The organism is Bradyrhizobium sp. HKCCYLRH3099, from assembly GCF_051167855.1.
Lineage (GTDB): Bacteria > Pseudomonadota > Alphaproteobacteria > Rhizobiales > Xanthobacteraceae > Bradyrhizobium.
In genome coordinates this window covers 499,539-520,548 of record NZ_JBNPTW010000001.1, presented here as the reverse complement: position 1 = coordinate 520,548, position 21,010 = coordinate 499,539, and the positions used below count along the sequence as shown (strand labels likewise).

At 66.3% G+C, this 21,010-nt stretch carries 18 protein-coding genes; 10 read left to right on the top strand and 8 right to left on the bottom strand.

Going from position 1 to position 21,010, the window contains the following annotated elements:
* Positions 1–7: 7 nt before the first annotated feature.
* Positions 8–436 (top strand): CBS domain-containing protein, encoded by a 429-nt coding sequence (locus ACQR1Y_RS02490; RefSeq protein WP_434875537.1) that lies wholly within the window; start codon positions 8–10, stop codon positions 434–436.
* Here ACQR1Y_RS02490 and ACQR1Y_RS02485 read toward each other — a convergent pair.
* Positions 423–1,451: a patatin-like phospholipase family protein gene (locus tag ACQR1Y_RS02485; protein ID WP_434858788.1), complete on the bottom strand. Its 1,029-nt coding sequence runs from the start codon at positions 1,449–1,451 to the stop codon at positions 423–425. The two genes, ACQR1Y_RS02490 and ACQR1Y_RS02485, sit on opposite strands and share 14 nt — an antisense overlap.
* A gap of 242 nt (positions 1,452–1,693) precedes the next feature.
* Here ACQR1Y_RS02485 and ACQR1Y_RS02480 point away from each other — a divergent pair, with 242 nt between their 5' ends.
* A complete protein-coding gene (locus ACQR1Y_RS02480) occupies positions 1,694–2,767 on the top strand; it encodes a hypothetical protein (protein WP_434875538.1) in 1,074 nt (357 codons plus the stop codon).
* A gap of 332 nt (positions 2,768–3,099) precedes the next feature.
* On the top strand, positions 3,100–3,267 hold the full coding sequence (locus ACQR1Y_RS02475) for an RNA polymerase sigma factor region1.1 domain-containing protein (RefSeq protein ID WP_434875539.1): 168 nt from the start codon (positions 3,100–3,102) through the stop codon (positions 3,265–3,267).
* Positions 3,268–3,354: 87 nt separating this feature from the next.
* Here ACQR1Y_RS02475 and ACQR1Y_RS02470 read toward each other — a convergent pair whose 3' ends face one another.
* The gene (locus ACQR1Y_RS02470) at positions 3,355–4,008 is read right to left on the bottom strand and encodes a TetR/AcrR family transcriptional regulator (protein ID WP_434875540.1); all 654 of its coding nucleotides are present in this window, start codon (positions 4,006–4,008) and stop codon (positions 3,355–3,357) included.
* Between the two features lie 98 nt (positions 4,009–4,106).
* Here ACQR1Y_RS02470 and ACQR1Y_RS02465 point away from each other — a divergent pair, with 98 nt between their 5' ends.
* Entirely contained in the window at positions 4,107–4,952 is an 846-nt protein-coding gene (locus tag ACQR1Y_RS02465) for a class I SAM-dependent methyltransferase (RefSeq protein WP_434875541.1), read from the top strand.
* Between the two features lie 77 nt (positions 4,953–5,029).
* Here ACQR1Y_RS02465 and ACQR1Y_RS02460 read toward each other — a convergent pair whose 3' ends face one another.
* The 3 genes from ACQR1Y_RS02460 to ACQR1Y_RS02450 form a co-directional block, all read right to left on the bottom strand.
* Positions 5,030–5,596 carry a TetR/AcrR family transcriptional regulator gene (locus tag ACQR1Y_RS02460; protein WP_434875542.1) on the bottom strand — a complete coding sequence of 189 codons (567 nt, stop codon included), beginning with the start codon at positions 5,594–5,596 and terminating at the stop codon, positions 5,030–5,032.
* 93 nt (positions 5,597–5,689) lie between these two features.
* On the bottom strand, positions 5,690–6,187 hold the full coding sequence (locus tag ACQR1Y_RS02455; RefSeq protein ID WP_434875543.1) for a DinB family protein: 498 nt from the start codon (positions 6,185–6,187) through the stop codon (positions 5,690–5,692).
* 49 nt (positions 6,188–6,236) lie between these two features.
* Complete coding sequence (locus ACQR1Y_RS02450; protein WP_434875544.1) at positions 6,237–7,052, bottom strand: class I SAM-dependent methyltransferase; 816 nt, start codon at positions 7,050–7,052, stop codon at positions 6,237–6,239.
* A 793-nt stretch (positions 7,053–7,845) separates the two neighbouring features.
* Between ACQR1Y_RS02450 and ACQR1Y_RS02445 the strand changes: the two genes are divergently transcribed.
* Positions 7,846–10,314, top strand: coding sequence for a putative bifunctional diguanylate cyclase/phosphodiesterase (locus ACQR1Y_RS02445; protein ID WP_434858616.1), 2,469 nt, complete (start codon positions 7,846–7,848; stop codon positions 10,312–10,314).
* 263 nt (positions 10,315–10,577) lie between these two features.
* On the opposite strand, the gene ACQR1Y_RS02440 is transcribed toward ACQR1Y_RS02445, so the two are convergent.
* Positions 10,578–11,141, bottom strand: a complete 564-nt coding sequence (locus ACQR1Y_RS02440) for a nitroreductase family protein (RefSeq protein WP_434875545.1) — start codon at positions 11,139–11,141, stop codon at positions 10,578–10,580.
* Between the two features lie 307 nt (positions 11,142–11,448).
* On the opposite strand from ACQR1Y_RS02440, the gene ACQR1Y_RS02435 reads away from it, so the two are divergent.
* Positions 11,449–12,366, top strand: coding sequence for a hypothetical protein (locus ACQR1Y_RS02435; RefSeq protein ID WP_434875546.1), 918 nt, complete (start codon positions 11,449–11,451; stop codon positions 12,364–12,366).
* A gap of 118 nt (positions 12,367–12,484) precedes the next feature.
* Here the strand turns inward: ACQR1Y_RS02435 and thrS are convergent, their stop codons facing one another.
* On the bottom strand, positions 12,485–14,551 hold the full coding sequence (gene thrS, locus ACQR1Y_RS02430; protein WP_434875547.1) for a threonine--tRNA ligase: 2,067 nt from the start codon (positions 14,549–14,551) through the stop codon (positions 12,485–12,487).
* Positions 14,552–14,805: 254 nt separating this feature from the next.
* Here thrS and ACQR1Y_RS02425 point away from each other — a divergent pair, with 254 nt between their 5' ends.
* From ACQR1Y_RS02425 to ACQR1Y_RS02415, 3 genes are all read left to right on the top strand, one after another.
* Complete coding sequence (locus tag ACQR1Y_RS02425; protein ID WP_434875623.1) at positions 14,806–16,245, top strand: hypothetical protein; 1,440 nt, start codon at positions 14,806–14,808, stop codon at positions 16,243–16,245.
* 91 nt (positions 16,246–16,336) lie between these two features.
* Positions 16,337–17,512: an MFS transporter gene (locus tag ACQR1Y_RS02420; RefSeq protein ID WP_434875548.1), complete on the top strand. Its 1,176-nt coding sequence runs from the start codon at positions 16,337–16,339 to the stop codon at positions 17,510–17,512.
* Positions 17,513–17,670: 158 nt separating this feature from the next.
* Positions 17,671–18,033, top strand: coding sequence for a hypothetical protein (locus tag ACQR1Y_RS02415; RefSeq protein WP_434858621.1), 363 nt, complete (start codon positions 17,671–17,673; stop codon positions 18,031–18,033).
* Between the two features lie 27 nt (positions 18,034–18,060).
* On the opposite strand, the gene ACQR1Y_RS02410 is transcribed toward ACQR1Y_RS02415, so the two are convergent.
* Complete coding sequence (locus ACQR1Y_RS02410; RefSeq protein ID WP_434875549.1) at positions 18,061–19,209, bottom strand: alpha/beta hydrolase; 1,149 nt, start codon at positions 19,207–19,209, stop codon at positions 18,061–18,063.
* Positions 19,210–19,636: 427 nt separating this feature from the next.
* Between ACQR1Y_RS02410 and ACQR1Y_RS02405 the strand changes: the two genes are divergently transcribed.
* Positions 19,637–21,010 (top strand): APC family permease, encoded by a 1,374-nt coding sequence (locus tag ACQR1Y_RS02405; RefSeq protein WP_434875550.1) that lies wholly within the window; start codon positions 19,637–19,639, stop codon positions 21,008–21,010.

Below are 21,010 nucleotides of genomic sequence, written 5' to 3'. Positions count from 1 at the left end.
ACGAGCAATGACAGTACGTGCGATCCTCGACACCAAGGGCCACAAGGTCGAGAGCGTCGAATCCCAGACCACACTCGCCGAAGCCGCCAAGCTGCTCGCCGACCGCAAGATCGGCGCGGTGCTGGTGATGTCGGGCACGCGGATGGAGGGCATCCTCTCCGAGCGCGACATCGTCCGTTCGCTCGGCGAGCGCGGCGCCGCGGCGCTCACCGAGCCGGTGGCGAACGTGATGACGCGCCGCGTCGTGAGCTGTCGGCCGCAGGACACGGTGGCCGAGATCATGGAGATGATGACGAACGGCAAGTTCCGTCATCTGCCGGTGATCGACGGCGGCCTCGTGGTCGGCCTGATCTCGATCGGCGACGTCGTGAAGTGGCGCGTCAACGAATACGAGACCGAGCAGGAAGCGCTGCGCACATACATCAAGACGGCGTAGCTCCGCCGCTGGCCGGCGAGCCCGCGCCCGCCGGCTGGCCGATCGCCTCCTGGATCGAATCCAGCGCGCGTTCGGCGGCCCTGGTGCCGAACGCGATGAGATCGGCTGCGCGATGAAAATCGAACCAGCCGATCTGGCCGACGCGCGGCGAGATCAGAAGGTCCGGCGGATCGCCGGCAAGGCGCGCACGGGTGATGCGGTCCTGCATGATGTTGAAGGCGTCGACCATGACCGAGGAGATCCCCGGCCGTCCGCCGCCGCCGAAGAACTGCCGCTTCACGGCCTTTTCCGGCGAGAACAGCTTGCCGAAGCGGCGCTTCGGCGGAGCGGTTTCCATCACCGTCTCCGGCACCTCGACGGGCTGGCCGTGCGAATAGATCGTGGTCGAATGCGTGAACACGTCGCTCGACAAATTGGCGGCGATGACGATCTCGGCGCCCAACGCGCGGGCCGCCGACACCGGCACCGGATTGACCATCGCGCCGTCGACCAGCCAGCGGTCGCCGATCAGCACCGGCGCGAAAATGCCGGGCAGGGCGTAGGAGGCGCGCATCGCGTCGACCAGGCTGCCATGGGTCAGCCAGATCTCGTGCCCGGTGCGGATCTCGGTCGCGACGGTGGCGACCTTCATCGGCAGGTCCTCGATTCCGATGCGGCCGAGCGAGGCTTCAAGCTGGGCGGCCAGCTTCTCGCCGCCGATCAGGCCGGAGCCGTTGAGGCGGATGTCGAGATAACCGAGAATGTTGCGCATCTGCAGGCTGCGCGCCCATTCCTCGAGCGTGTCGAGCTGGCCGGCCGCATAGGCGCCGCCGACGACTGCGCCTATCGAGGTTCCGACCACGACGTCGGGCACGATGCCATGCGCCATCAAAGTGCGGATCACGCCGATATGGGCGAAGCCCCGCGCGGCGCCGCCGCCCAGCGCCAGCCCGATCACCGGTTTGCGAATGGTGCCCAGCCCGATATCGGCGCTTTCGGTTCCGCTGTGACGGCGTCCCTTCAACATGTCCAGCACTGTCATCTCCACGCTCACGCCATCGTGCCGCGAGTCGGTCAACGGCTCGTGACACCGGTCTCGAATGTACCAGAGGCATTCTTTATGCCGGCTGACGTGAGCAGCGGATGCCGCCGAATTGAAGTTCCCGCCGCCGCGTCTGTCCCGCTTCCTGCGACCAAGCCGCGCGCCACTCCGGCGCGGCGCGGGAAGGGGCTCAGTAGAGGCTTGAATTCGCCGCGTTTTCGGTCAAAAGCAGGATGATGACGAGAGGTCGCGGATCCCCAGGTTTCCGGCGCAGCGGGCAGCTATGGCTTGCGCTCGCCTGGTCATGCGTGCTGGCCGGCCTCGTTGCATCTCCTGCCGCAGCGCAGTTGTTCAGCGACAGGCCGCCGCCGGTGCCGCCGGCATCGGTGCCGGACCCCGGCAACGCCGTCAGCCTGGCGCCGCCATCAGGGCCGGGCGCGGGTCCGGTTCTGCCGCCGGCGCCGCAGGTCGTGCCCGGGCCGCCGGTCGCTGCGATCCCGCCGGGCGCACCGGCCGCCATTCCCCCGGTGGCACCGCCGCCCGCGGCCCCGAACCAGGGCGTGCTGTCGCTCTCGGCGCGCTACGGCAAGGATCTGCCCAATATCAATGGCGGGCTGGTCTGGCGCGTCTTCGCCGACCGGCCCGACGAGACCGGCGCGTTCAAGATGCTGCGCGAGGATCGCGGCGCCACGCCGAACATCGTGCTGCCGCCGGGCAACTACGTGGTGCATGTTGCGCTCGGCCTGGTCAGCTCGGTCCGCTCGGTCAATCTGAAGGCGGAGACTGATCGCGAATCCTTCGTGCTGCCGGCCGGCGGCCTGCGCCTGGAGGGCAAGGTCGGCTCCAGCAAGATCCCGCAGAACCAGATCTCGTTTGCGATCTACAAGGGCAGCCAGTTCGACGGCCGCGAACGCGCGCCGCTGGTGCCGAACGTTGCGGCGGGCGACATGCTGATGCTGCCCGAGGGCACCTACTACATCGTCTCGAACTATGGCGACGCCAACTCGGTGGTGCGCTCGGACATCCGCGTCCAGGCCAGCAAGCTCACCGACGTCACCGTGACGCATCGCGCGGCCGTCATCACGCTCAAGCTCGTCAGCGACCGCGGCGGCGAGGCGCTCGCTAATACCGCCTGGTCGGTCATCAACCCCGGCGGCGACGTGATCAAGGAATCGATCGGCGCCTTCCCGAAGGTCGTTCTCTCCGAAGGCGACTACCGCGCCATCGCCAAGAACGAAGGCAAGGTGTTCGAGCGCTCCTTCACGGTCGTCAACGGCGTCGACGGCGAGGTCGAGGTGCTCGCGCGCTGAGGCGCCTCCGCGGTTGCCGTAGCCCGGATGAGCGCAGCGACATCCGGATTCTCACGCGCAGCCTCTGTGAACCCGGATGTCGCTGAGCTCATGGGGGCTCCAAGGCTTCGGTGAGTGGCAAGCTCTTTCCACACGTCATTGCGAGCGCAGCGAAGCAATCCAGAGTCCCGCCCGCCAACCTGGATTGCTTCGCTGCGCTCGCAATGACGGGGAGAGCGCGGGGGTGTTGCCCAACATGCGTTCAGTTCGGTGCGTTCGCACCTTCAAGAGGCCCTTGTCGAACAGAGCGACTCTTATGCCCATAGATGAGAGCCGTCATCCGGGAGAGCCGCATGCAATTGTCCGACATCATCCGCCGCGCCATCGAGATCGGGGAACGCAAAGGCTTTGTCACGTTCGACGAGCTGAATGAGATCTGTCCGGCGACTTGCGCCCCCGAGGACATCGAGCAAGTCATGGAGGCGCTCAGCGACGCCGGCATCCGCGTCGAGGAGGACTGACACGGAAGCGCCGGTCGCATCACCGCCTCCGGTCATCGCGCCCGACACCGCGTCCGAGATATCTACGCGAGCCCTGTCTCGACAGGTCTAGGCCGGGCGAGTTCCCGGTCGCCGTGACGGCGGCCCGGCCTTTCCGTCGGCATGTCCCCGACCATGCATGAGTCCAGTGCCCGCCAGCGTCAGCACCCGGCGGATGACGTCCTCCAGGTCGCCGTCGCGCACGATCTGGCGGTCGACGAGCAACAGTCCCAGGCCATGCACGAGCGCCCAGAGAAACAGTGCGGCGATCGGCAGCTCCGCAGCCGGCAGTCGGGATTCGAGGCTCGTCTTCATGATCTCGTAGCTGCGTGCCCGCAAGCCGCGGATTGCTGCGCTGTGCTGCGAGACTTCCGGAAAACCCTCGCCGAACATCAGCCGATAGAGCGCCGGATTGGCGCGCACGAACGCGACATAGGCTTCGCCATAGGTCAGCAGCGAGCCGCCGGAGTGCGGTGGCGCGGCGGCAAGAGCCGCGGCGAGTTCGGCGGCGCCTTGTTCGGCGAGGCCGAGCGCGATCGCGTCGCGGCTTGGAAAATGATGATAGGACGATGGAGCCGACACGCCGACCCTGCGCGAGATCTCACGCAGGCCGAGAAACGATGGCCCGCGCTCCTCCAGCACCTCGCGCGCCGCCGTCAGCAGGGCGTTGCGCAGATCGCCATGATGATACGTCTTGCGTGGCTTCTTCGCCGTCTTGGCCATGCGGTTGCTCTCAGATCCCTATCTTTACACTGTTAGAATTATGCGCTACCAGGTGATCGCCTGCAACGGCAGGCATCGCGCGGGGAGAGACGATCGTCATGCAGACGGGACAGCCCAGCCGGACCGCCTTCGGCGCGGCCATTCTCCGCGCGGTGCATCAGACCGCCGACGGCGCCAGCATCTTCGTCGATCCGCTCGCCCACGTGCTGCTCGGCGACGATGCCGATGCGCTCATCGCGGCCTCCGCGGCCGATCCGAGCAGACAGCAGTTGCGGCTGTTCCTGGCGGCGCGCAGCCGCTTCGCCGAGGATGCGCTGGCCGCGGCGGTGTCGCGGGGCGTACGCCAGGCCGTGATCATCGGCGCCGGTCTCGACACCCTCGCGCTTCGCAATCCGCACCAAGCGATCGGACTGCGTGTGTTCGAGGCCGATCATCCGGCCACGCAGGCCTGGAAACGGGAGCGCATCGTGGCTGCAGGCCGCGCCGTGCCGGACTTGCTCACCTTCGTGCCGGTCGATTTCGAACGGCAGCATCTCGGTGATGCCCTCGCTGCCGGCGGCTTCCGGTCCTCCGAGCCGGCCTTCTTTCACTGGCTCGGGGTCGTGCCCTATCTGCGACGCGAGGCGGTGCTCGCCGTGCTGTCATTCCTGGCGAGGCTCCCCGCGGCGGAGGTCGTGTTCGACTACACCGAACCACTCGCCAACTACGCGCCCGCGCGCCGCGTCAATGTCGCCGCGCTCGCCGCACGCACCGCCGCGATCGGCGAGCCCTGGCTGAGCTATTTCGACCCGTCGGATCTCGCCGCCGAGCTGCGCAAATGCGGCTTCGACGAACTGGTGGATGTCAGCCGCGACGACATTGTCGGACGCTATCTCGGTGTGCCCCAGGCCGAACGGGCGCGCGAGGCGGGAGCCCATGTGATGCAGGCGAGGCGGCTGACGTGAGACGGCGCGTCCATCTGATCGGCTGTCTCGGCAGTCTGGACCACGATTGGCATGTTGCCCTGCGTGCCGGGCTGGCGTCATCTCGCCGATGACCCGCCTTGCAGATAGCCGACGATCATGCGCGTCACCTCATTCACGAACTCGAGCGCGCGCGTGTCGAGAGGGTCGGGGTAGAGGATTGCGAGCTTGTGAGAGAGGTTGTCGATGGTCGAAACGCAGATAAGCGTTGCGGCGTCAATGTTCTCCACACTGATCTCGCTACGACGCTGATCGAGATACGACCTGACGAGCGCCACGATCTGGCGATCGATTTGCTCGATCTCGGCGAGTTGGCCCATGCGTGGGACCTCATCATTGAAGATACGGTGCAACTCGGCGTCGGCCTGATGAGCCGTCAGAATCGCGGTCATCATCGTGCGGACGCTGGCTGCAAGGCTGAGCTGAGCGGAATCTTCAATCTTGATACGAAGCAGCTCCAGCATGTCGCGATTGTGCCGGGCGACCAGCGCGCCGACCAACGCCTCCTTGTTGGGAAAGTACTGGTAGAGCGAACCGATGCTGACGCCGGCCGCCGCCGCGATCCGGTTCGTGGTCGCCCGCTCGTAACCCACCTGCTTGAGAACGCGGGCAGTGGCATCGAGCATGAAGTCCACCAACGCACGCGATCGGTCTTGAGAGGCAGATTTTCGCGGAAGCGACGCTCTGGCCATGAGCCCATCATCCTGGAGATGCCGGCATCATAGGCGGTTTTGCAATTCGAGCACAAGAAAATCGGTCAACCGGTCCTGGTTCGGCGCGATGCCGTTCTTCTGCAGCAGCAGACCGACATTGCCACGATGATAGCAGCCATGCGCCGCGACGTGGAGCAGCATCTGGCCCGGTGTCATGGTCATCGGCTCGCCGTTGGTAAAGCTGAACATAATGGGCTCGTCGCGGTCTTGCGGTGACAGATGGTCCGCAAAGGCGACATACCACTCGGCAGAACTCCGCGCCGTTCGTTCGAGTATCTCAAAGGATGGCAATTTGGCCGAGCGCGCCGCGCTGTAGCCATGCGTCCGCCGTTCGAGATGGTGGATGAAGATCTCGTCAACCGCCTGAACGTGATCGAGCAGTCGGAGGACAAGTCCCTGGTCGGGCTCAGCCATGCTCCGCAGGGTGTCGCTGAGCACGGCATAGAGATCCAGCGTCGCCCACCTCTTGTAGTGCATCAGCGTGCGATAAGGACAATCAGCCATCTGTACGTCTCCGCGATACGTGGATCTTACGAAAGTCGTTTCGTCGCGGTTATCCAGCGCGCTGTGGCGCGCGGCCACGATAGATCGATATCGAGCCGCTCGGAGTCGCGAACAGGTCGGTCTCTACGACCTCGGTGAAGCCTGCCTCGCGCATCAGCTGCGGGAGAAGGCCGTCGGCATTTGGCTGTGTATCCACGAACCCGTCGACACATTGCACGAGCTTGAACAAGCTGCGCATCAGCATGGTGCGTTGCAGGCCATAGTCGGCGATCAGCACAGTCCCGCCCGGAGCCAGCGCCCTGACCATGGCTGCGAGCCCGGCGCGCTTTTCCTGCATTGGTACCTGGTGAAAGACGAGACTGCTTGTGATCTTGGAAGCCTGGCCCTCGCCGATCACCGCGCACACATCGCGCAGAAACCCATGCTTCAGATCGGCCTGAACGCTGGCGCGCGCGAGCTTGGCGGCCGCGCGATCAAGAATGCGGGCATCGGGATCGATGCCGATGAGACGCGCTCCGGAGGCCTTAACGCCTAGCAGCATCAGCAGGGAGCCGGTGCCGCAGCCAGCATCCACGATCAGCTCGCTGTCCCGAGCATCGAGCCTGTCGATCAGCGCCGACCGCCACGCTGTCTCGCGGCTGACCCATCTGACGATCAGATCGTACGCGCCAAGCACGGGGAATGCAGGGGTGAAGGCCGAACCGGGCGCCGGTGAGCGTTCGAGTTCTGGAGTCGAAGGTGATGTTTTCATGCTCCTCAAAATGAGCGTCGCCGCCAACTCTGTCCACTCGCGTTGGATGGAGATAAAGGGAGGCGTCAGCGGCCGCATGTTGATCGGGGAGAATGACCGCGTGTCGCTCGTCAATCCGGACGGTGCTCGCATTTTTGATCGCGTGAGTTTCGGCGGATCTCGGCCGCAATCAGGTACACGCCGCATGCGGGCGAAGCTCCGACTGCCCGTCGGGTTACTTTGCCGCACTTATGAGTTCTTGCGCCGTCGGGCAAATCAGGCCGATCCTCTCGGACATCCCGTCCCGAGATGAGGGGCGTATCGCGGTCGTCACGACACGCGGGGCGGGGAGCGGTGGGCGTGGTGGATTGCAGCGCGGGGGTGCTCGCGCCGACGAACAATTCGCTGCGCACGGTCAAGTCGCGCGGTCCTGATATCCCGATGCTGATATCAACTCACGTTGAGGCCCCTGAGCTTCGCGTGGGGATGGTGGCCAGAAAGCCCGGCGCACCAGGGAGAACGCGAAGCAGCCGTTAGAGCCATCGCGCAGGGAGGGCCGGGTCTGTCCGGCTGAACCTGTGGTACCTGCCGCCTGCATCTTTTTTCCGCAGGCGGGCCACGGGCCTCAGTCGAGGTCCGGTCCTCCTTGCGCCCTCACGTCACGAGGGTCCCGATCGACGCATCACCCGGACGGACATTCGCCGCGGGAGCGCGGCGCCATGGACGCCTGCGGCTGCGTTGCGCAATGGATCGCAGCCGCGCCGATGTCATAGTTGCTAATGAGCGATAACCATGAGGTGACTTAAAACCGTCACATGCGCGCGCGGCGGGACGAAGCTTCCGCGCCTTTACAACTCATTAGAACACGGCGACGCATGGGTAATGGGAGACCGCCTGTAGGCGGAGTATGGACGACGTAGGACATGCAATGAGTGCCGCCAAGACGACGCTGGATAAGGTCAGCAGCGATCTGTTCGACGATATCCCGGTGCTCAGGCGAAAATGGCAGGCGGCGCTCAAGCCCGGCCAGTCCCTGCCGCGCTATGAGGACGTGATGCTCGGCAGCCTCGGGCGTCTCGCCGACCACATCGCGGTGATCAGCAACGAGCGGGATCACCTGGAGATTTCACGCAGTGGCCGCTACATCCAGGAATGGCTGCAGGACGAGCGCTGGGACATTCCGGTCGACGCCGTCTCGCCGGATTGCGCCACCGTGCTGGCGGAGGCGGCGCATTGCGCGCTCGCGGGCCGCCAGCCTTATCTGGCCCATGCGCATTGCGTGCGCGACGGCATGGTGAGGACCTACGATGTCCTGGCGCTGCCGACCAGTTCGCGCTGGGGCAGCACGCTGGTCGGCGCCTACGTCAATGAGCGCGCGACCCAATACAATCTGCTCGATGCGATCTTCTCGACCACCGACGACGGCGTCGTCTCGCTCGCGACCATCCGCGACAGCGCCGGCACGCCCTGCGATTTCCAGGTCGTGCATCATAACCGGGCCGCCGCCGATCTGCTCCGGCTGCCTTCGCCAGACCTGCAATGGCGGCGGCTGAAGCAGGGCGGGCACATGCTCTGCACGCCCGAGGTGATGGCGCGGCTGTTCAAGGTGGTGATCCAGGGCGAGCGCGATCAGTTCGAGCTCGATTGCGACGACCGCAGCCTGCGGCTCGGTGCGCATGCCTTCGGCGACATCGTCTCGCTGACCATCGCCGACGTCACGGCGCTGAAGCGGCGCGAGCACTCGTTCCGCCTGCTGTTCGACGCCAATCCGGTGCCAATGTGCATCCTCGATAAGGCGACCGCGCAATTCCTCAACGTCAACGATGCGCTGGTCCGGCATTACGGTTATGGCCGGGCCGACTTCCTGCGCATGAGCGTGTGGAATCTGTGGCCGCCAGGGGAATGGGAGATCCTCGACGACGCGCTGCTCGGGCTCGCCGACGGCAATCTGTTTCACCGTGACTGGCGGCATCGCAAGGCGGATGGCAGCGAGATCGAGGTGCTGACCTACGGACGCGAGATCACGTTCGACGGGCGTGACGGGGTGCTGGTCGCGATCGTCGACATCACCGAGCGGCGGCGTGCCGAGGCCCGCATCGCCTATATGGCGCATCATGATGGCCTGACCGGCCTGCCGAACCGCGAGTTCTTCCAGCAAAGGTTGACGCAGGCGCTCGACGGCGCCGTGTCCGGGGCCAACCGTATCGCGGTGATGTGCATCGATCTCGACCTGTTCAAGAACGTCAACGACTCCTTCGGCCATCCGATCGGCGACCGCCTGCTGCAGGCGGTGGCCGGCCGTCTGCGGCAGAACATGGATGGCGGCAGCCTCGCGGCGCGGCTCGGCGGCGACGAGTTCGCCGTGATTGTCTCGCAGACCGGAGCCGATGATGCCAGCGAGTGCGCGACGCGCCTGATCGCCGCGCTCAGCGCGCCCTACGACATAGACGGCAACGAACTGGTGATCGGCGCCTCGATCGGGATCGCGCTCTCGCCGTCCGACGGCACGAGCTGCGAAGAGCTGATGAAGAACGCCGACATGGCGCTGTATCGCTCGAAACAGGATGGCGGCCGCGTCCACCGTTTCTTCGAACGGGAGATGGACCTGCAGGCGCAGAAGCGCCGCGACATGGAGCAGGACCTCCGTCACGCCTTCGCGCAAGGCGAGTTCGAGCTGCACTACCAGCCCTTGATGGACGTCGCGACCAACACGGTATCCGGCTTCGAATGCCTGCTGCGCTGGCGCCACCCCGACAAGGGCATGATTTCGCCCGCGGAGTTCGTGCCGGTCGCGGAGGACATCGGCCTGATCGTGCCGCTCGGCGAGTGGGTTTTGCGCGAGGCCTGTCACGAGGCCGCGAAATGGCCCGATGGCGTCGCAGTGGCGGTGAACCTGTCGCCCGTGCAGTTCCGCAGCCGTCATCTGGTGCAGGTCGTGGTACAGGCGCTGGCGCAATCGGGGCTGGCGCCCGAGCGGCTCGAGCTCGAGATCACCGAGTCGATCCTGCTCGCCGAGACCGAGGCAAACCTCGCGACGCTGCACCAGTTGCGCCAGCTCGGCATCCGCATCTCGATGGACGATTTCGGCACCGGTTATTCCAGCCTCAGCTATCTCCGCAGCTTCCCGTTCGACAAGATCAAGATCGACCGTTCTTTCGTGAAGGATCTCGGGCTGCGCTCCGACTGTCTCGCCATCGTCCGCGCCATCGCCGGGCTCGGCCGCAGCCTGAACATCACGACCACGGCCGAGGGTGTTGAGACCTCGGACCAGCTCAATTGGCTGCGCGCCGAGGGCTGCAACCAGGTCCAGGGCTTCCTGTTCAGTCCGGCCAAGCCCGCGTCGGAAATTGCGGCGCTCCTGGCGCAGTTCGGGGCAAGAGCATCGAAGGCGGCGTGATGGGACGAGGAGAGGGCAGGGAGTGCCGAGCTGCGAGTGGCGTCCTCAGCTCTCTCCAAACGTCATTCCGGGGCTCGCGCAGCGAGAGCCCGGAATCCATAACCCCGGGCGCCGGTTTGGCGGTGACGGGCGCCACAGCCAGCTCGCGCTTCATGAATGCTCGTGGCTATGGATTCCGGGCTCATCGCAGCGCGATGCCCCGGAATGACAAGTGGAGAGAGCATGGCATGCTCCTCGCTAGTCGCGGTTCTCCATTCGACCCGTCAGAACCGTGTCACGATGTCGGCCAGCGCGGGGCGCGGGCGGTCCTCGCTCGGCTTGGTCGGCTTGCCGATGTGGATCAGTCCGGCGAGCTTCTCCTCCGGCTTCAGGCCGAGCCCGTCCATCACGTCGCGGTCGAACATGAACCAGCCGGACAGCCAGCAGCCGCCATAGCCGAGCGCGGTCGCCGCGGTCAGGATGTTCATCGCGCTGGCGCCGGCGGACAGCTCTTGCTCATAGGCCGGCACCTTCGGATGCGGTTTGGTGAAGCTGACGAGACCGATCACCAGCGGCGCTTCCATGAAGCGGTTTGTCTCCACCTCGAGCTCGGCTGCGGTCGCCTGCGGGTGCTTCCTGGCGAACACCGACGCGATCACCTCGCCGGCGCGGCGGCGGCCGTCGCCTTCGAACACGATGAAGCGCCAGGGCGCGAGCTTGCCGTGATCCGGCACGCGGGCGCCGATCGTCAGGATGGTGTCGAGCTCCGCGGCAGAGGGGCCGGGGCCGCTCATCTCGCGCGGCTTCACGGAGCGGCGGGTCTTCAGGAGTTCAATCGCGTCGGGCACGTCGTTCGATCTCGTTCGTTGCACACGTGACAGATAGCACGCGGCCTGGCCCGCAACGAGGCCATGGCACGCCGTTTTGATCGCTTCTACCGTTGTCGGCGGGATCGCACGGCCCGCCTGACAATCCCTGCAACTCGGCCACGTAGCGCTGAGGGGCCTCGCGCAATGCGACCCGCGGACGATGGGGTGGCTGCGGCCTTCTGTCCGGATCGCGAACGTCGGCCCGAATTGTCGAACCTTGCGCGGGCCGGTAAAAACATAGTGCTGAGAGATCTGCCGGGGGGCCGCTTCAATTGCACGTTCTGACATGCCGAGCACCGAACTGATGCCGACAGCCGACGCCATCACGCGGCTGCGCGGGTTGCCCGGCTTCGCCGAAGCCATGCGGGCATCGACCGCCGCGGCCGTCCGCTTGTACCGGGGCGACCGGATCCTCAATGCGCTGCTGAGCGATCGGGCCCGGGCGCTTTTTCCACACGTCGCGCTGTACCTGCATTTCGCCGAGCACCGCGAGGGCGAGCTGGGCCTGACGGTCGGCGCCATGAAGGAGATGTGCCTGAGGCTTGGCCTGTGCAGCGGCGGCCGCTGCGAGGCGATGCTGGCGCTGATGCGCGCCACCGGTATGGTCGCCTCGGCGCCGCATCTCGACCGTCGGCGGCGGCCGCTGGTGCCGACGGACAAGCTGATCATGCTGCATCGTGAGCGCTGGGGCGCGCAGTTCGACGCGATGAGCGCGGTGCTGCCGGCCGCCGTGGCCTATCGCTCCGCGTTGAACGATCCGGCCTTCGTCAAGACCTTCGTGCTCGAACTCGGCGGCCGCTTCATCGCCGGGTTGCGGGTGCTCGACGGCGCCCCCGAGCTGGAGCCGTTCGCCGAACGCACCGCGGGCATGGTGATCCTGTTCAGCCTGGCGCAGAGCGCGGGCCCGAACGAGGCGTTTCCGCCGGCGAGTCCCGTGCCGCTCTCCATCAACGGCCTGGCGACCCGCTTCTCGGTGTCGCGCAAGCACGTGCTGACGCTGATCCGTGACGCCGAGGAGCGGGGCTTGCTCGCCCGCGGCGGTGCCGGCAACGACGCCATCACCATCCTGCCTCCAGGCCGCGAGGCGATCGAGCGGATGCTCGCGACGATGTTCCTCTACATGTCCGAATGCGCCGATGTGGCGCTGCAGGCGGCGGCCAGGGAAGGGCGTAGGGTTGGTGCGGTGGCCAGCCTTTCAGCATAGCCGCGTCGCCCGGATGAGCTCACGCCCGAGCCCGCCAGGGCTGAGGCGGGAGCGACATCCGGGCTCACGCATGCTCGTGGTGAACCCGCATGTCTCTACGCTCATGCGGGCTACGACGTCAGGCCGCCTCGCGCGCGCGGCGCCGCACATCCGGCGGCGTCGCCTCGTCGACGAGCGCGGCGATCGCCTCCGCGGTCGGCATCACCGTCTGGCCGTCGCGGCCGAGCCGACGGACGGAGACCGAATGCGTCTCGGCCTCCTTCTTGCCGACCACGAGCAGCGCCGGGATCTTCTGCAGCGAGTGCTCGCGGACCTTGTAGTTGATCTTCTCGTTGCGAAGATCGATCTCGGCCCGCAAGCCGGCCCGGCGCAGCGCCGCCAGCACCTGCTTGGCGTATTCGTCGCCTTCCGAGGTGATGGTGGTGACGACGACCTGGGTCGGCGCCAGCCACAGCGGGAAGCTGCCGGCATAGTGCTCGATGAGGATGCCGATATAGCGCTCCATCGAGCCGCAGATCGCGCGATGCACCATGACCGGCGCCTTCTTGGCGCCGTCGGCGTCGATGTAGAACGCGCCGAACCGCTCCGGCAGGTTGAAGTCGACCTGCGTGGTGCCGCACTGCCAGTCGCGGCCGATGGCGTCGCGCAGCACATATTCGAACTTCGGCCCGTAGAACGCGCCTTCGCCCGGATTGATCTCGGTGCGGATGTGGTTGTTCTGCGCCTTGATCTCGTTCAGCACGGTCGCCATCACGCGCTCGGCGTGATCCCACATCTCGTCGGTGCCGACGCGCTTCTCCGGCCGGGTCGAGAGCTTCACCGTCAGATCGCCTTCGAAGCCGAAGTCGGAGTAGGTCGACAGGATCAGATCGTTGATCTTGAGACACTCCTCGGCGAGCTGATCCTCGGTGCAGAACACATGCGCGTCGTCCTGCGTGAAGCCGCGCACCCGCATGAGGCCGTGCATGGCGCCGGAGGCCTCGTAGCGGTGCACGACGCCGAACTCGGCGAGACGCATCGGCAGGTCGCGGTAGCTCTTCAGGCCATGCTTGAAGATCTGCACGTGACCCGGGCAGTTCATCGGCTTCAGCGCGAACCAGCGCTTGTCCTCGGCCTCGTCGCCGGCGGACTGCGCCGCGAACATGTTCTCGCGGTACCAGTTCCAGTGGCCCGAGGTCTCCCACAGCGACTTGTCGAGGATCTGCGGCGCATTCACCTCGTCATAATCGCCGGCGAGACGCCTGCGCATATAGGCGATCAGCGCCTGGAAGATGCTCCAGCCCTTGGGGTGCCAGAACACGACGCCGGGGCCTTCCTCCTGGAAGTGGAACAAATCGAGCTCGCGGCCGAGCTTGCGGTGGTCGCGCTTCTCGGCCTCCTCTATCTGCTTGAGGTAGGCGTCGAGCTGCTCCTGCTTGGCGAAGGCGGTGCCGTAGATGCGGGTCAGCATCGGGTTGTTGGAATCGCCGCGCCAATAGGCGCCCGCCACCTTCATCAGCTTGAAGGCGTTTCCAATCTTGCCCGTCGAGGTCATGTGCGGGCCGCGGCACAGATCGAACCAGTCGCCCTGGTAGTAGATCTTGATCGGCTCGTTGCCGGGAATGGCGTCGACCAGCTCGACCTTGAACGCCTCGCCCTTGTCGCGGAACACCTGCTTGGTCTTCTCGCGGTCCCACACCTCCTTGGTGAAGGGTTTGTCGCGGCCGATGATCTCGCGCATCTTCTTCTCGATGGCGGCGAAGTCCTCGGGAGTGAACGGCTCGTTGCGGAAGAAGTCGTAATAGAAGCCGTTCTCGATCACGGGACCGATCGTGACCTGGGTGCCCGGCCACAGCGACTGCACGGCTTCGGCGAGCACGTGCGCGCAATCGTGCCGGATCAGCTCCAGCGCGCGCGGGTCGTCGCGGTCGACGAACTCGAGCTTGGCATCCTCTTCGATCGGATCGGTGAGGTCGACGACGTCGCCGTTCAGCGCCATCGCGACCGTGCGCTTGGCGAGCGAGGGCGAGATGCCCTTGGCGATGTCGAAGCCGGTGGTGCCCTTGGGATATTCGCGCTTGGCGCCGTCGGGGAAGCTGATGGTGATCTTCTCTACCGGGGCGGCGGGCTTCAGATTGCTGAGGCTGTACTGGAAGCCGGCCTTGGACTGGTCGGATTTCGAGTCGGGGGATTTCGAGTCAGGCATTGTCTCTCTCCTGTAGCTCACTCCTGCGAACGAGCGCAGGTAAGCGGGAGCCAGGGGTATAGCAGGGGAATCGGAGGCTGCAACCGGGGGAAAGGCGGGAAAACCGCTCGATCGCGGCCCGCTGTTGCGGTGCGGACATTGCCGGAGAGGGGCGGTATGATACAACTTAAGGTCTTCGGGGACGTGGGGATGCGTGGGTGATGATGGCTGCAGGGGAGGCACCTGTTCCTCTGTATCGGCGCGGCGGCATGCGAATGGTCGCCGTGGGCCTCGCCGTCGCGCTGTGGAGCGCTCCTGCGCTGGCAGCCGTTCCCGCCGCGACGCCGTCCGTGGACCGGGCGAAACTCTCGGTCCCGCAGAAGCCTGTGCCGCCGCAACCGCTGCCCCAGAGCTCCTCGCCGCAGAAGCCCGTCGCGCAGCCGAGGCCGGCTCCCGCGCAAAAGCCGGCGACATTGGCGAGGCCCGGGACGCCGATCATGCCTGCGGCGGGCGGCAAGCCGCCATCTCGCCGTGCGGCGTCGCCTCGGATCGGCGAAGGCGTGGCGCCGATTGCGTTCGCGCTCGTGAAGGGGCCGACCGACGCCTGCGGCCCCGGCTGCGACAGCTGGATCGCGGCCGAAGGCAAGATCGACAACGACGCCGCGGCGCGCTTTCGCAAGTTCATGAAGCAGATCGGCGACCGCAAGCTGCCGATCTACTTCAACTCGCCCGGCGGCAATCTTCAGCAGGCGCTGGCGCTCGGCAACATGCTGCGCGAGCGCAAGGCTGTGGTCCGGGTCGGGCGGACGACCGTGCGCGAGTGCGGTTTCGAGCCCCAGGAGGGCGACGTCTGCACCAGATTGAAGCTGTCCGGGCGCGAGCTGCATGGCGAGGTGTGGACGCGCGGGGCGATCTGCAACTCGGCCTGTCCCTATGTGATCCTCGCCGCGCCGACTCGCGAGATCGCCGCCGACGCCACGCTTGCTGTGCATTCGCCACGCGTGATCCTCAATTTCACCGGCGGCGTGCCGACCCGTGAGATGCGCGCACAGGCGATGCAGCAGGCGATGGCGCGCGCCGACAAGATGGTGCTCGACTACATCGTCAAGCTCGGTGCCGACCCGGGCCTGCTGACGGTGGCGCGCTCGGTCCCGTTCGAGAGCATGCGCATCCTGACCCGCGAGGAGATCGTACGCTTTGCGCTCGACCGGCGCCAGCGGGTGGAGAGCCCGTGGATGTTCGAGATGGCCAGCCGCGGCATCGCCTACAAGACCATTCTTGCCCGCAAGGACGGCGAAGGCCCGTTCCAGACCACGCGCATCCAGCTCGTCTGCTTCGATCAAGACCGCTTCGAGCTCGACGTCGAGCGCAGCGCGCCGGCTGGCTCGTCCGGGCTGCTCGCGCTGGCGAGCGGCGGCATTCGGCTCAATTTCCTGTCGCCGCCGCGGAGGTCTGGAGACCGTGAGACATGGGGCGTGTTCTTGAACGCAAGCCAGGTCAAGACGCTGGCGGCGATGCCTGCGGCCGAATTGAGCGATGCCGTGCTGAACGTCGCGCGCCCGAACCTCGCGACATTCGCTGTGAGCAGCGAGGGCCTGCCGAACGCCGTGAAGATGCTGACCGAGAGCTGTCCGCCCCCGAAGGTCGTCGCCCGTTCATCCGGCACGCCGGTCTCGCCGCAGGCCTCCGCGGCGCCATCGGCGCCGGCGCGCTGAACGGAGGAGGAGAGCAATGGACAAGAGAAACTCATGCAGCGCATGAGAGAATTTCATGCAGATGCATGAAATTCTCTGCTATTGAGACGCGATGACATCCGCCTTCGCGTCCCCGCGCTTCGCCCCGACCGCGCTCATGCTCGGCAATCTCGTCACCGGCTGCTCGGTGCTGGCGCCGGCGGGCATGATTCCCGAACTCGCCGCGGGTCTCGGCGTCGAGATTCCCACGGTCGGACTGCTGATCACCTTCGGCGCGGTCGTGCTCTGCATCTGCTCGCCGCTGACGGCGTGGCTGACCAGCCGCTTCGACCGCCGCAGCCTGCTGGCGGTCACGCTGCTGGTGCTGGCGCTCGGCAATCTCGCGTCGGCCTTCGCGCCCGACTATGCGACCCTGCTGGCGCTGCGCCTGGTGATGCTCGCCGTCGGCGCGCTCTACACGCCGCAGGCGGCGGGCACCGCAGCCCTGATCAGCTCCGTGGAAAAGCGCGGCAGCACCATCGCCTATGTCTTCCTCGGCTGGTCGCTGGCCGCGGCAGTGGGCCTGCCGCTGATCACCTTCATCGGCAGCCATTCCGGCTGGCGGACATCCTATCTCGCCGTCGGCGCCGTGGGAGCGCTGAGCTTCCTGCTGCTGACCTGGCGGCTCCCGTCGGGCCTGAAGGGAGCTCCGGTCGAGCTGAAGACATGGACGGAACTGGGTCGCAACCGGATGGTCGTGCTGCTGCTGCTGATCACCACCCTGCAGATGTCCGGGCAGTTCGTGATCTTCACCTTCATGGGGCCGCTGCTGAAGCGCCTGACAGGCGCCGACGCCAACCAGATCGGTCTTGTCTTCGCAGTCTACGGCGCCTGCGGGTTCCTCGGCGTCGTCGTCGCCACCCGAATCGTCGACGGCTGGGGTGCGTACCGGACCTCGCTGCTGTTCACCTGCCTGATGCTGGCCGGTGTGGTGGCCTGGACCATGTCGGCCGGCGTGTATCCCCTGATGGCGGTGGCCGTCGCCATCTGGGGCCTCGGCTTCGCCTCGACCAATTCGATGCAGCAGGTCCGCCTGGTCACGGCCGCGCCGCCGCTCGCCTCGGCCTCGGTGTCGCTCAACACCTCGGTCCTCTATATCGGTCAAGCCATCGGTTCCGCCGTCGGCGGCAGCCTGTTCGCGCGGGATCTGCTCGGCGTCACCGGCTACGTCGCGACGGCCTTCGTGGTGCTTGCCCTGCTGGTCATCCTGGCAACCCGCCCCCGCGAACGAATCGCAGTCCCCGCCTGAATAGCGCGTTCAAGCTTGGCAAAACCGGCCTGACCGGATTAAAGGCCGGTATTGTGGGGGGCTGCCGGACATGGATTCCGCCACAGCCGGCGAGTAGCATCGACGGCCCGTCCGCGCGTGCCCATGAGCAGATTGGGTCGGATGAAAGAGATATTGGCATGAAGAAAATGATGTTGAGCCTGGCCGCAGTGCTGCTTTGCACCTCTGCGCTGGCCCAGAGCAATCCGCCGATGGTCGGCGACCGCCCGCTGGTGCAGGTCAAGCCGAAGGGGACGAAGACGGCAGCGGCCGCGCCCGCCAAGCCGCAGTCCGCGGCCGCCAAGCTCCAGGCCTGCCTGGAGATCGACGACGGCACCAAGGAGCGGCTGGACTGCTACGATGCGGTCATTCCGCCGGCCGCCAAGCCGAAGGCGATGAAGGCGAAGGCTGTGGCCGACTGCAAGTTCACCAAGGAACAGGACGAGCGGCTGGCCTGCTTCAATGGCTTCGTCGAGAACATGCCGAAGCTGCCCAAGAGCTGACAGATGGCTGACTGCGAGCGGACGGCGTCAGCGGCTCGATGAGCCGGACACCCCGGCCGCAATCCGGATCGGCGGCTGCGCGGCCGCCATCTTGACCAGCACGTCCTTGATCGGATGGCGGGTCCAGGCCTGGGTCACGTAGTCCCGATGCGTGATGCCCTCATCGGTCTCGACGAACACGACGCTGCCCGGCCGCAGCGGCCGGTCCATGTCCTCCGACACCTCGATGCCGCGGTTGCGCAGCATCGTCATCAGCTCCTGATCATGCCGCGCGGTGTAGCGCGTGTAGGAGCTGATGAAGAAGCCCGAGCGGTTGCGCTCGATCCAGTTGGCGAACTTGTCGAGCTGGCCATAGACCGCATCGAGCAGCACGACGCCGCGCACGCGGTCGCTGATGCCGCCGACCTCAAGGCTCCAGGCGGTCGGCAGGAAGCCGCCGCTGTAGCCGACGATCACGATCGGCATGCCGGCGAACGTCTTGGCGGTGGCGGGATCGCCGGTCAGGCGAGCAAGGTTTAGCGCGGCCTCATCCATGAAGCGCTTGAACCCACCGGGCTGCCAGAACTTGCCGGCGCTCGAATCGGCCGCGTCCACCGCCATCTGCGGCGCGAGCAGCACCGCATTGACCCCCGACGCCGTGATCTGCTGCGGTACCAGCTGGCGGTCGCGCACGTCCCGCTCCAGCGTCGCGCCATTGCCGTGGAAGAACACCACGATCACGCCGGGCTTGCGCGCATCGAACTGCTCGGGAACGTGCACCAGCACGCGGCTGTCATTGTAGGTCTGGTCCTGCCAATAGACTCGGCCCGAGAAGCTGCGGTGGCCGCGGCGCTCGCCATTGCTGACGTTCAGGAACGGCGCGTCCGATGCCGGATTGTTGCCGAAATAGGGGAAGGCGGACGACTTCATGCTGACGAGCGTCGTCAGATTGTCCCGTGTCCGCTGCGCCGGGACCTGCGGCTCGAGCGACGCGACCTGATAGGGCGGCGGCTTGGGCGCGAAATCGTCCGGAGTGTGAAGCCGGAAGCTCTCTTGCGCCGAGGGAAAGCGCTCGCTGAACTCGGGCGCGGGAAAGCGTTCGTCGAAGGTCAGCCCATGAGCCGCGGAGGCATTGGCGGCCAGGGTTTCGGGCGCCGGTGCCTTGCCGCACTGCGCAAGGAGGACGCAGATCGCCATGGCGGCCGTGGTCCGCGCCAAGCCGAGCGCAGCCGCGGGCGCGCGTCGACCGCGCCAAACCGAGCGGCGCGTCGCTGGACGTCCTACGACTATCTGATCTCCCCTGATCATCCGTCCCCAAAAGACGAGCTGGAGCCGCAGCGCAGCCCTCCAACCATCGGATCTCGGTTCAACTTGCGCCACCCGCATTGAGGGCGCGTTAAGCATCGTGTCCGGTCGACTCCGGTCCAGCGGGACACACCATGCGATCGTGTCGCCAGTGTGGGACTCCTTGCGGCCCGAGGCAATCCCGCGGGCTCTCCCGAGCGGAATCGGTTTCAAAATACCGTTTCAGAAGGACATATTTAACGCGCGTTAACTATGTTTGAATGCTTCTGCGGGAACCTGGGCTGAGCAGAGGAGGGGGCGCCAAGCGTCCCTCGGCGTGATGGCTGCATCCGAGGCGGACGATCCCAGCCGGGCGGGCCGGTCAGGCGGCGCGGTGGCATCCGTGTCGCTGCCGGTCGCAACCGCGATCGTGATCGCCGACATGATCGGCGTCGGCGTGTTCACCAGCCTCGGTTTCCAGGTGAAGGACATCCCGTCCGGCTTCTCCATCCTGATGCTGTGGGCGGTCGGCGGCCTGGTCTCGGTTTGCGGGGCCCTTTCCTATGCCGAACTCGGCGCGATGTTTCCGCGCTCGAGCGGCGAATACAATTTTCTGACCCGGGCGTTCCATCCGGCGATCGGCTTCATGGCCGGCTGGGTTTCGGCAACCGTCGGCTTCGCGGCCCCGGTGGCGCTCGCGGCCATGGCGTTCGGCGAATATGGCCGCGCCGTTCTTCCCGATGCCCCGCCGATGCCGCTTGCGGCGGGCGCCGTCTGGCTGGTGACACTGGTGCAACTCGGCGGCATCCGGCAGTCGAGTCGCTTCCAGCTGTTGTCGACCGTGCTGAAGCTCGGACTGATCGTTGCCTTCCTGATCGCCGGCTACACCATCGCTGCTCCGCAGCCGGTACGGTTCATGCCCGCATCGGCCGATCTCGGCTACATGACAAGCGCGGCGTTCGCGACCGGCCTGGTGTTCGTCATGTATGCCTTCTCCGGCTGGAACGCGGCGACCTACATCATCGGCGAGCTGCGTGCGCCGGAGAAGACGCTGCCGCGCGCGCTGCTGTTGGGCACGGTGATGGTGCTGGTGCTCTACATCGCGCTCAATGCGGTGTTCCTGCGCGCTGCCCCGATGGACACGCTCGCGGGCCAGCTGCAGGTCGCAAGCATCGCGGGCGGTCACATCTTCGGCGAGACCGGCGGGCGGTTCGTGGCTGCGATGATCTGCATCGGGCTGGTGCCATCGATCGCGGCGATGATGTGGATCGGTCCGCGCGTGCTGATGACGATGGGCGAGGACATTCCGGCGCTCTCTGTGTTCGCGCGGCGGCTGCCGAATGGTGCGCCGGCCTATGCGGTGCTGTTCCAGCTCACCGTCGCCACCTTGATGCTGTTCACCGAGAGCTTCGAGGCCGTTCTGGACCTCGTGCAGTTCTCGCTCCTGTCGTGCTCGTTCCTGACCGTCCTCGGACTGTTCAAGCTGCGGATCGCGCAGCCGGACCTCGCGCGGCCCTACCGGGCCTGGGGCTATCCGGTCACGCCGTTGATCTTCCTCAGTGTGACGGCCTTCATGATGTACTACCTGATCACGACGCGGCCCCTGCAATCCGGGCTCGGCGCGGGCGCGATGGCGTCGGGATTGCTGATCTATTGGTTCGCTCACGCGCGGTCGCGCCGGATCGCCGCCACAGCCGTATCGGGTTCGGATTGA

Coding starts and splice junctions, on each gene's coding strand:
- thrS (WP_434875547.1), bottom strand. CDS start 14,551: ATGCCTGACTCGAAATCCCCCGACTCGAAATCCGACCAGTCCAAGGCC.
- ACQR1Y_RS02490 (WP_434875537.1), top strand. CDS start 8: ATGACAGTACGTGCGATCCTCGACACCAAGGGCCACAAGGTCGAGAGC.
- ACQR1Y_RS02420 (WP_434875548.1), top strand. CDS start 16,337: ATGACATCCGCCTTCGCGTCCCCGCGCTTCGCCCCGACCGCGCTCATG.
- ACQR1Y_RS02455 (WP_434875543.1), bottom strand. CDS start 6,187: ATGGCTGATTGTCCTTATCGCACGCTGATGCACTACAAGAGGTGGGCG.
- ACQR1Y_RS02475 (WP_434875539.1), top strand. CDS start 3,100: ATGCAATTGTCCGACATCATCCGCCGCGCCATCGAGATCGGGGAACGC.
- ACQR1Y_RS02470 (WP_434875540.1), bottom strand. CDS start 4,008: ATGGCCAAGACGGCGAAGAAGCCACGCAAGACGTATCATCATGGCGAT.
- ACQR1Y_RS02410 (WP_434875549.1), bottom strand. CDS start 19,209: ATGGCGATCTGCGTCCTCCTTGCGCAGTGCGGCAAGGCACCGGCGCCC.
- ACQR1Y_RS02465 (WP_434875541.1), top strand. CDS start 4,107: ATGCAGACGGGACAGCCCAGCCGGACCGCCTTCGGCGCGGCCATTCTC.
- ACQR1Y_RS02445 (WP_434858616.1), top strand. CDS start 7,846: ATGAGTGCCGCCAAGACGACGCTGGATAAGGTCAGCAGCGATCTGTTC.
- ACQR1Y_RS02425 (WP_434875623.1), top strand. CDS start 14,806: ATGGTCGCCGTGGGCCTCGCCGTCGCGCTGTGGAGCGCTCCTGCGCTG.
- ACQR1Y_RS02460 (WP_434875542.1), bottom strand. CDS start 5,596: ATGCTCGATGCCACTGCCCGCGTTCTCAAGCAGGTGGGTTACGAGCGG.
- ACQR1Y_RS02480 (WP_434875538.1), top strand. CDS start 1,694: ATGACGAGAGGTCGCGGATCCCCAGGTTTCCGGCGCAGCGGGCAGCTA.
- ACQR1Y_RS02415 (WP_434858621.1), top strand. CDS start 17,671: ATGAAGAAAATGATGTTGAGCCTGGCCGCAGTGCTGCTTTGCACCTCT.
- ACQR1Y_RS02405 (WP_434875550.1), top strand. CDS start 19,637: ATGGCTGCATCCGAGGCGGACGATCCCAGCCGGGCGGGCCGGTCAGGC.
- ACQR1Y_RS02435 (WP_434875546.1), top strand. CDS start 11,449: ATGCCGAGCACCGAACTGATGCCGACAGCCGACGCCATCACGCGGCTG.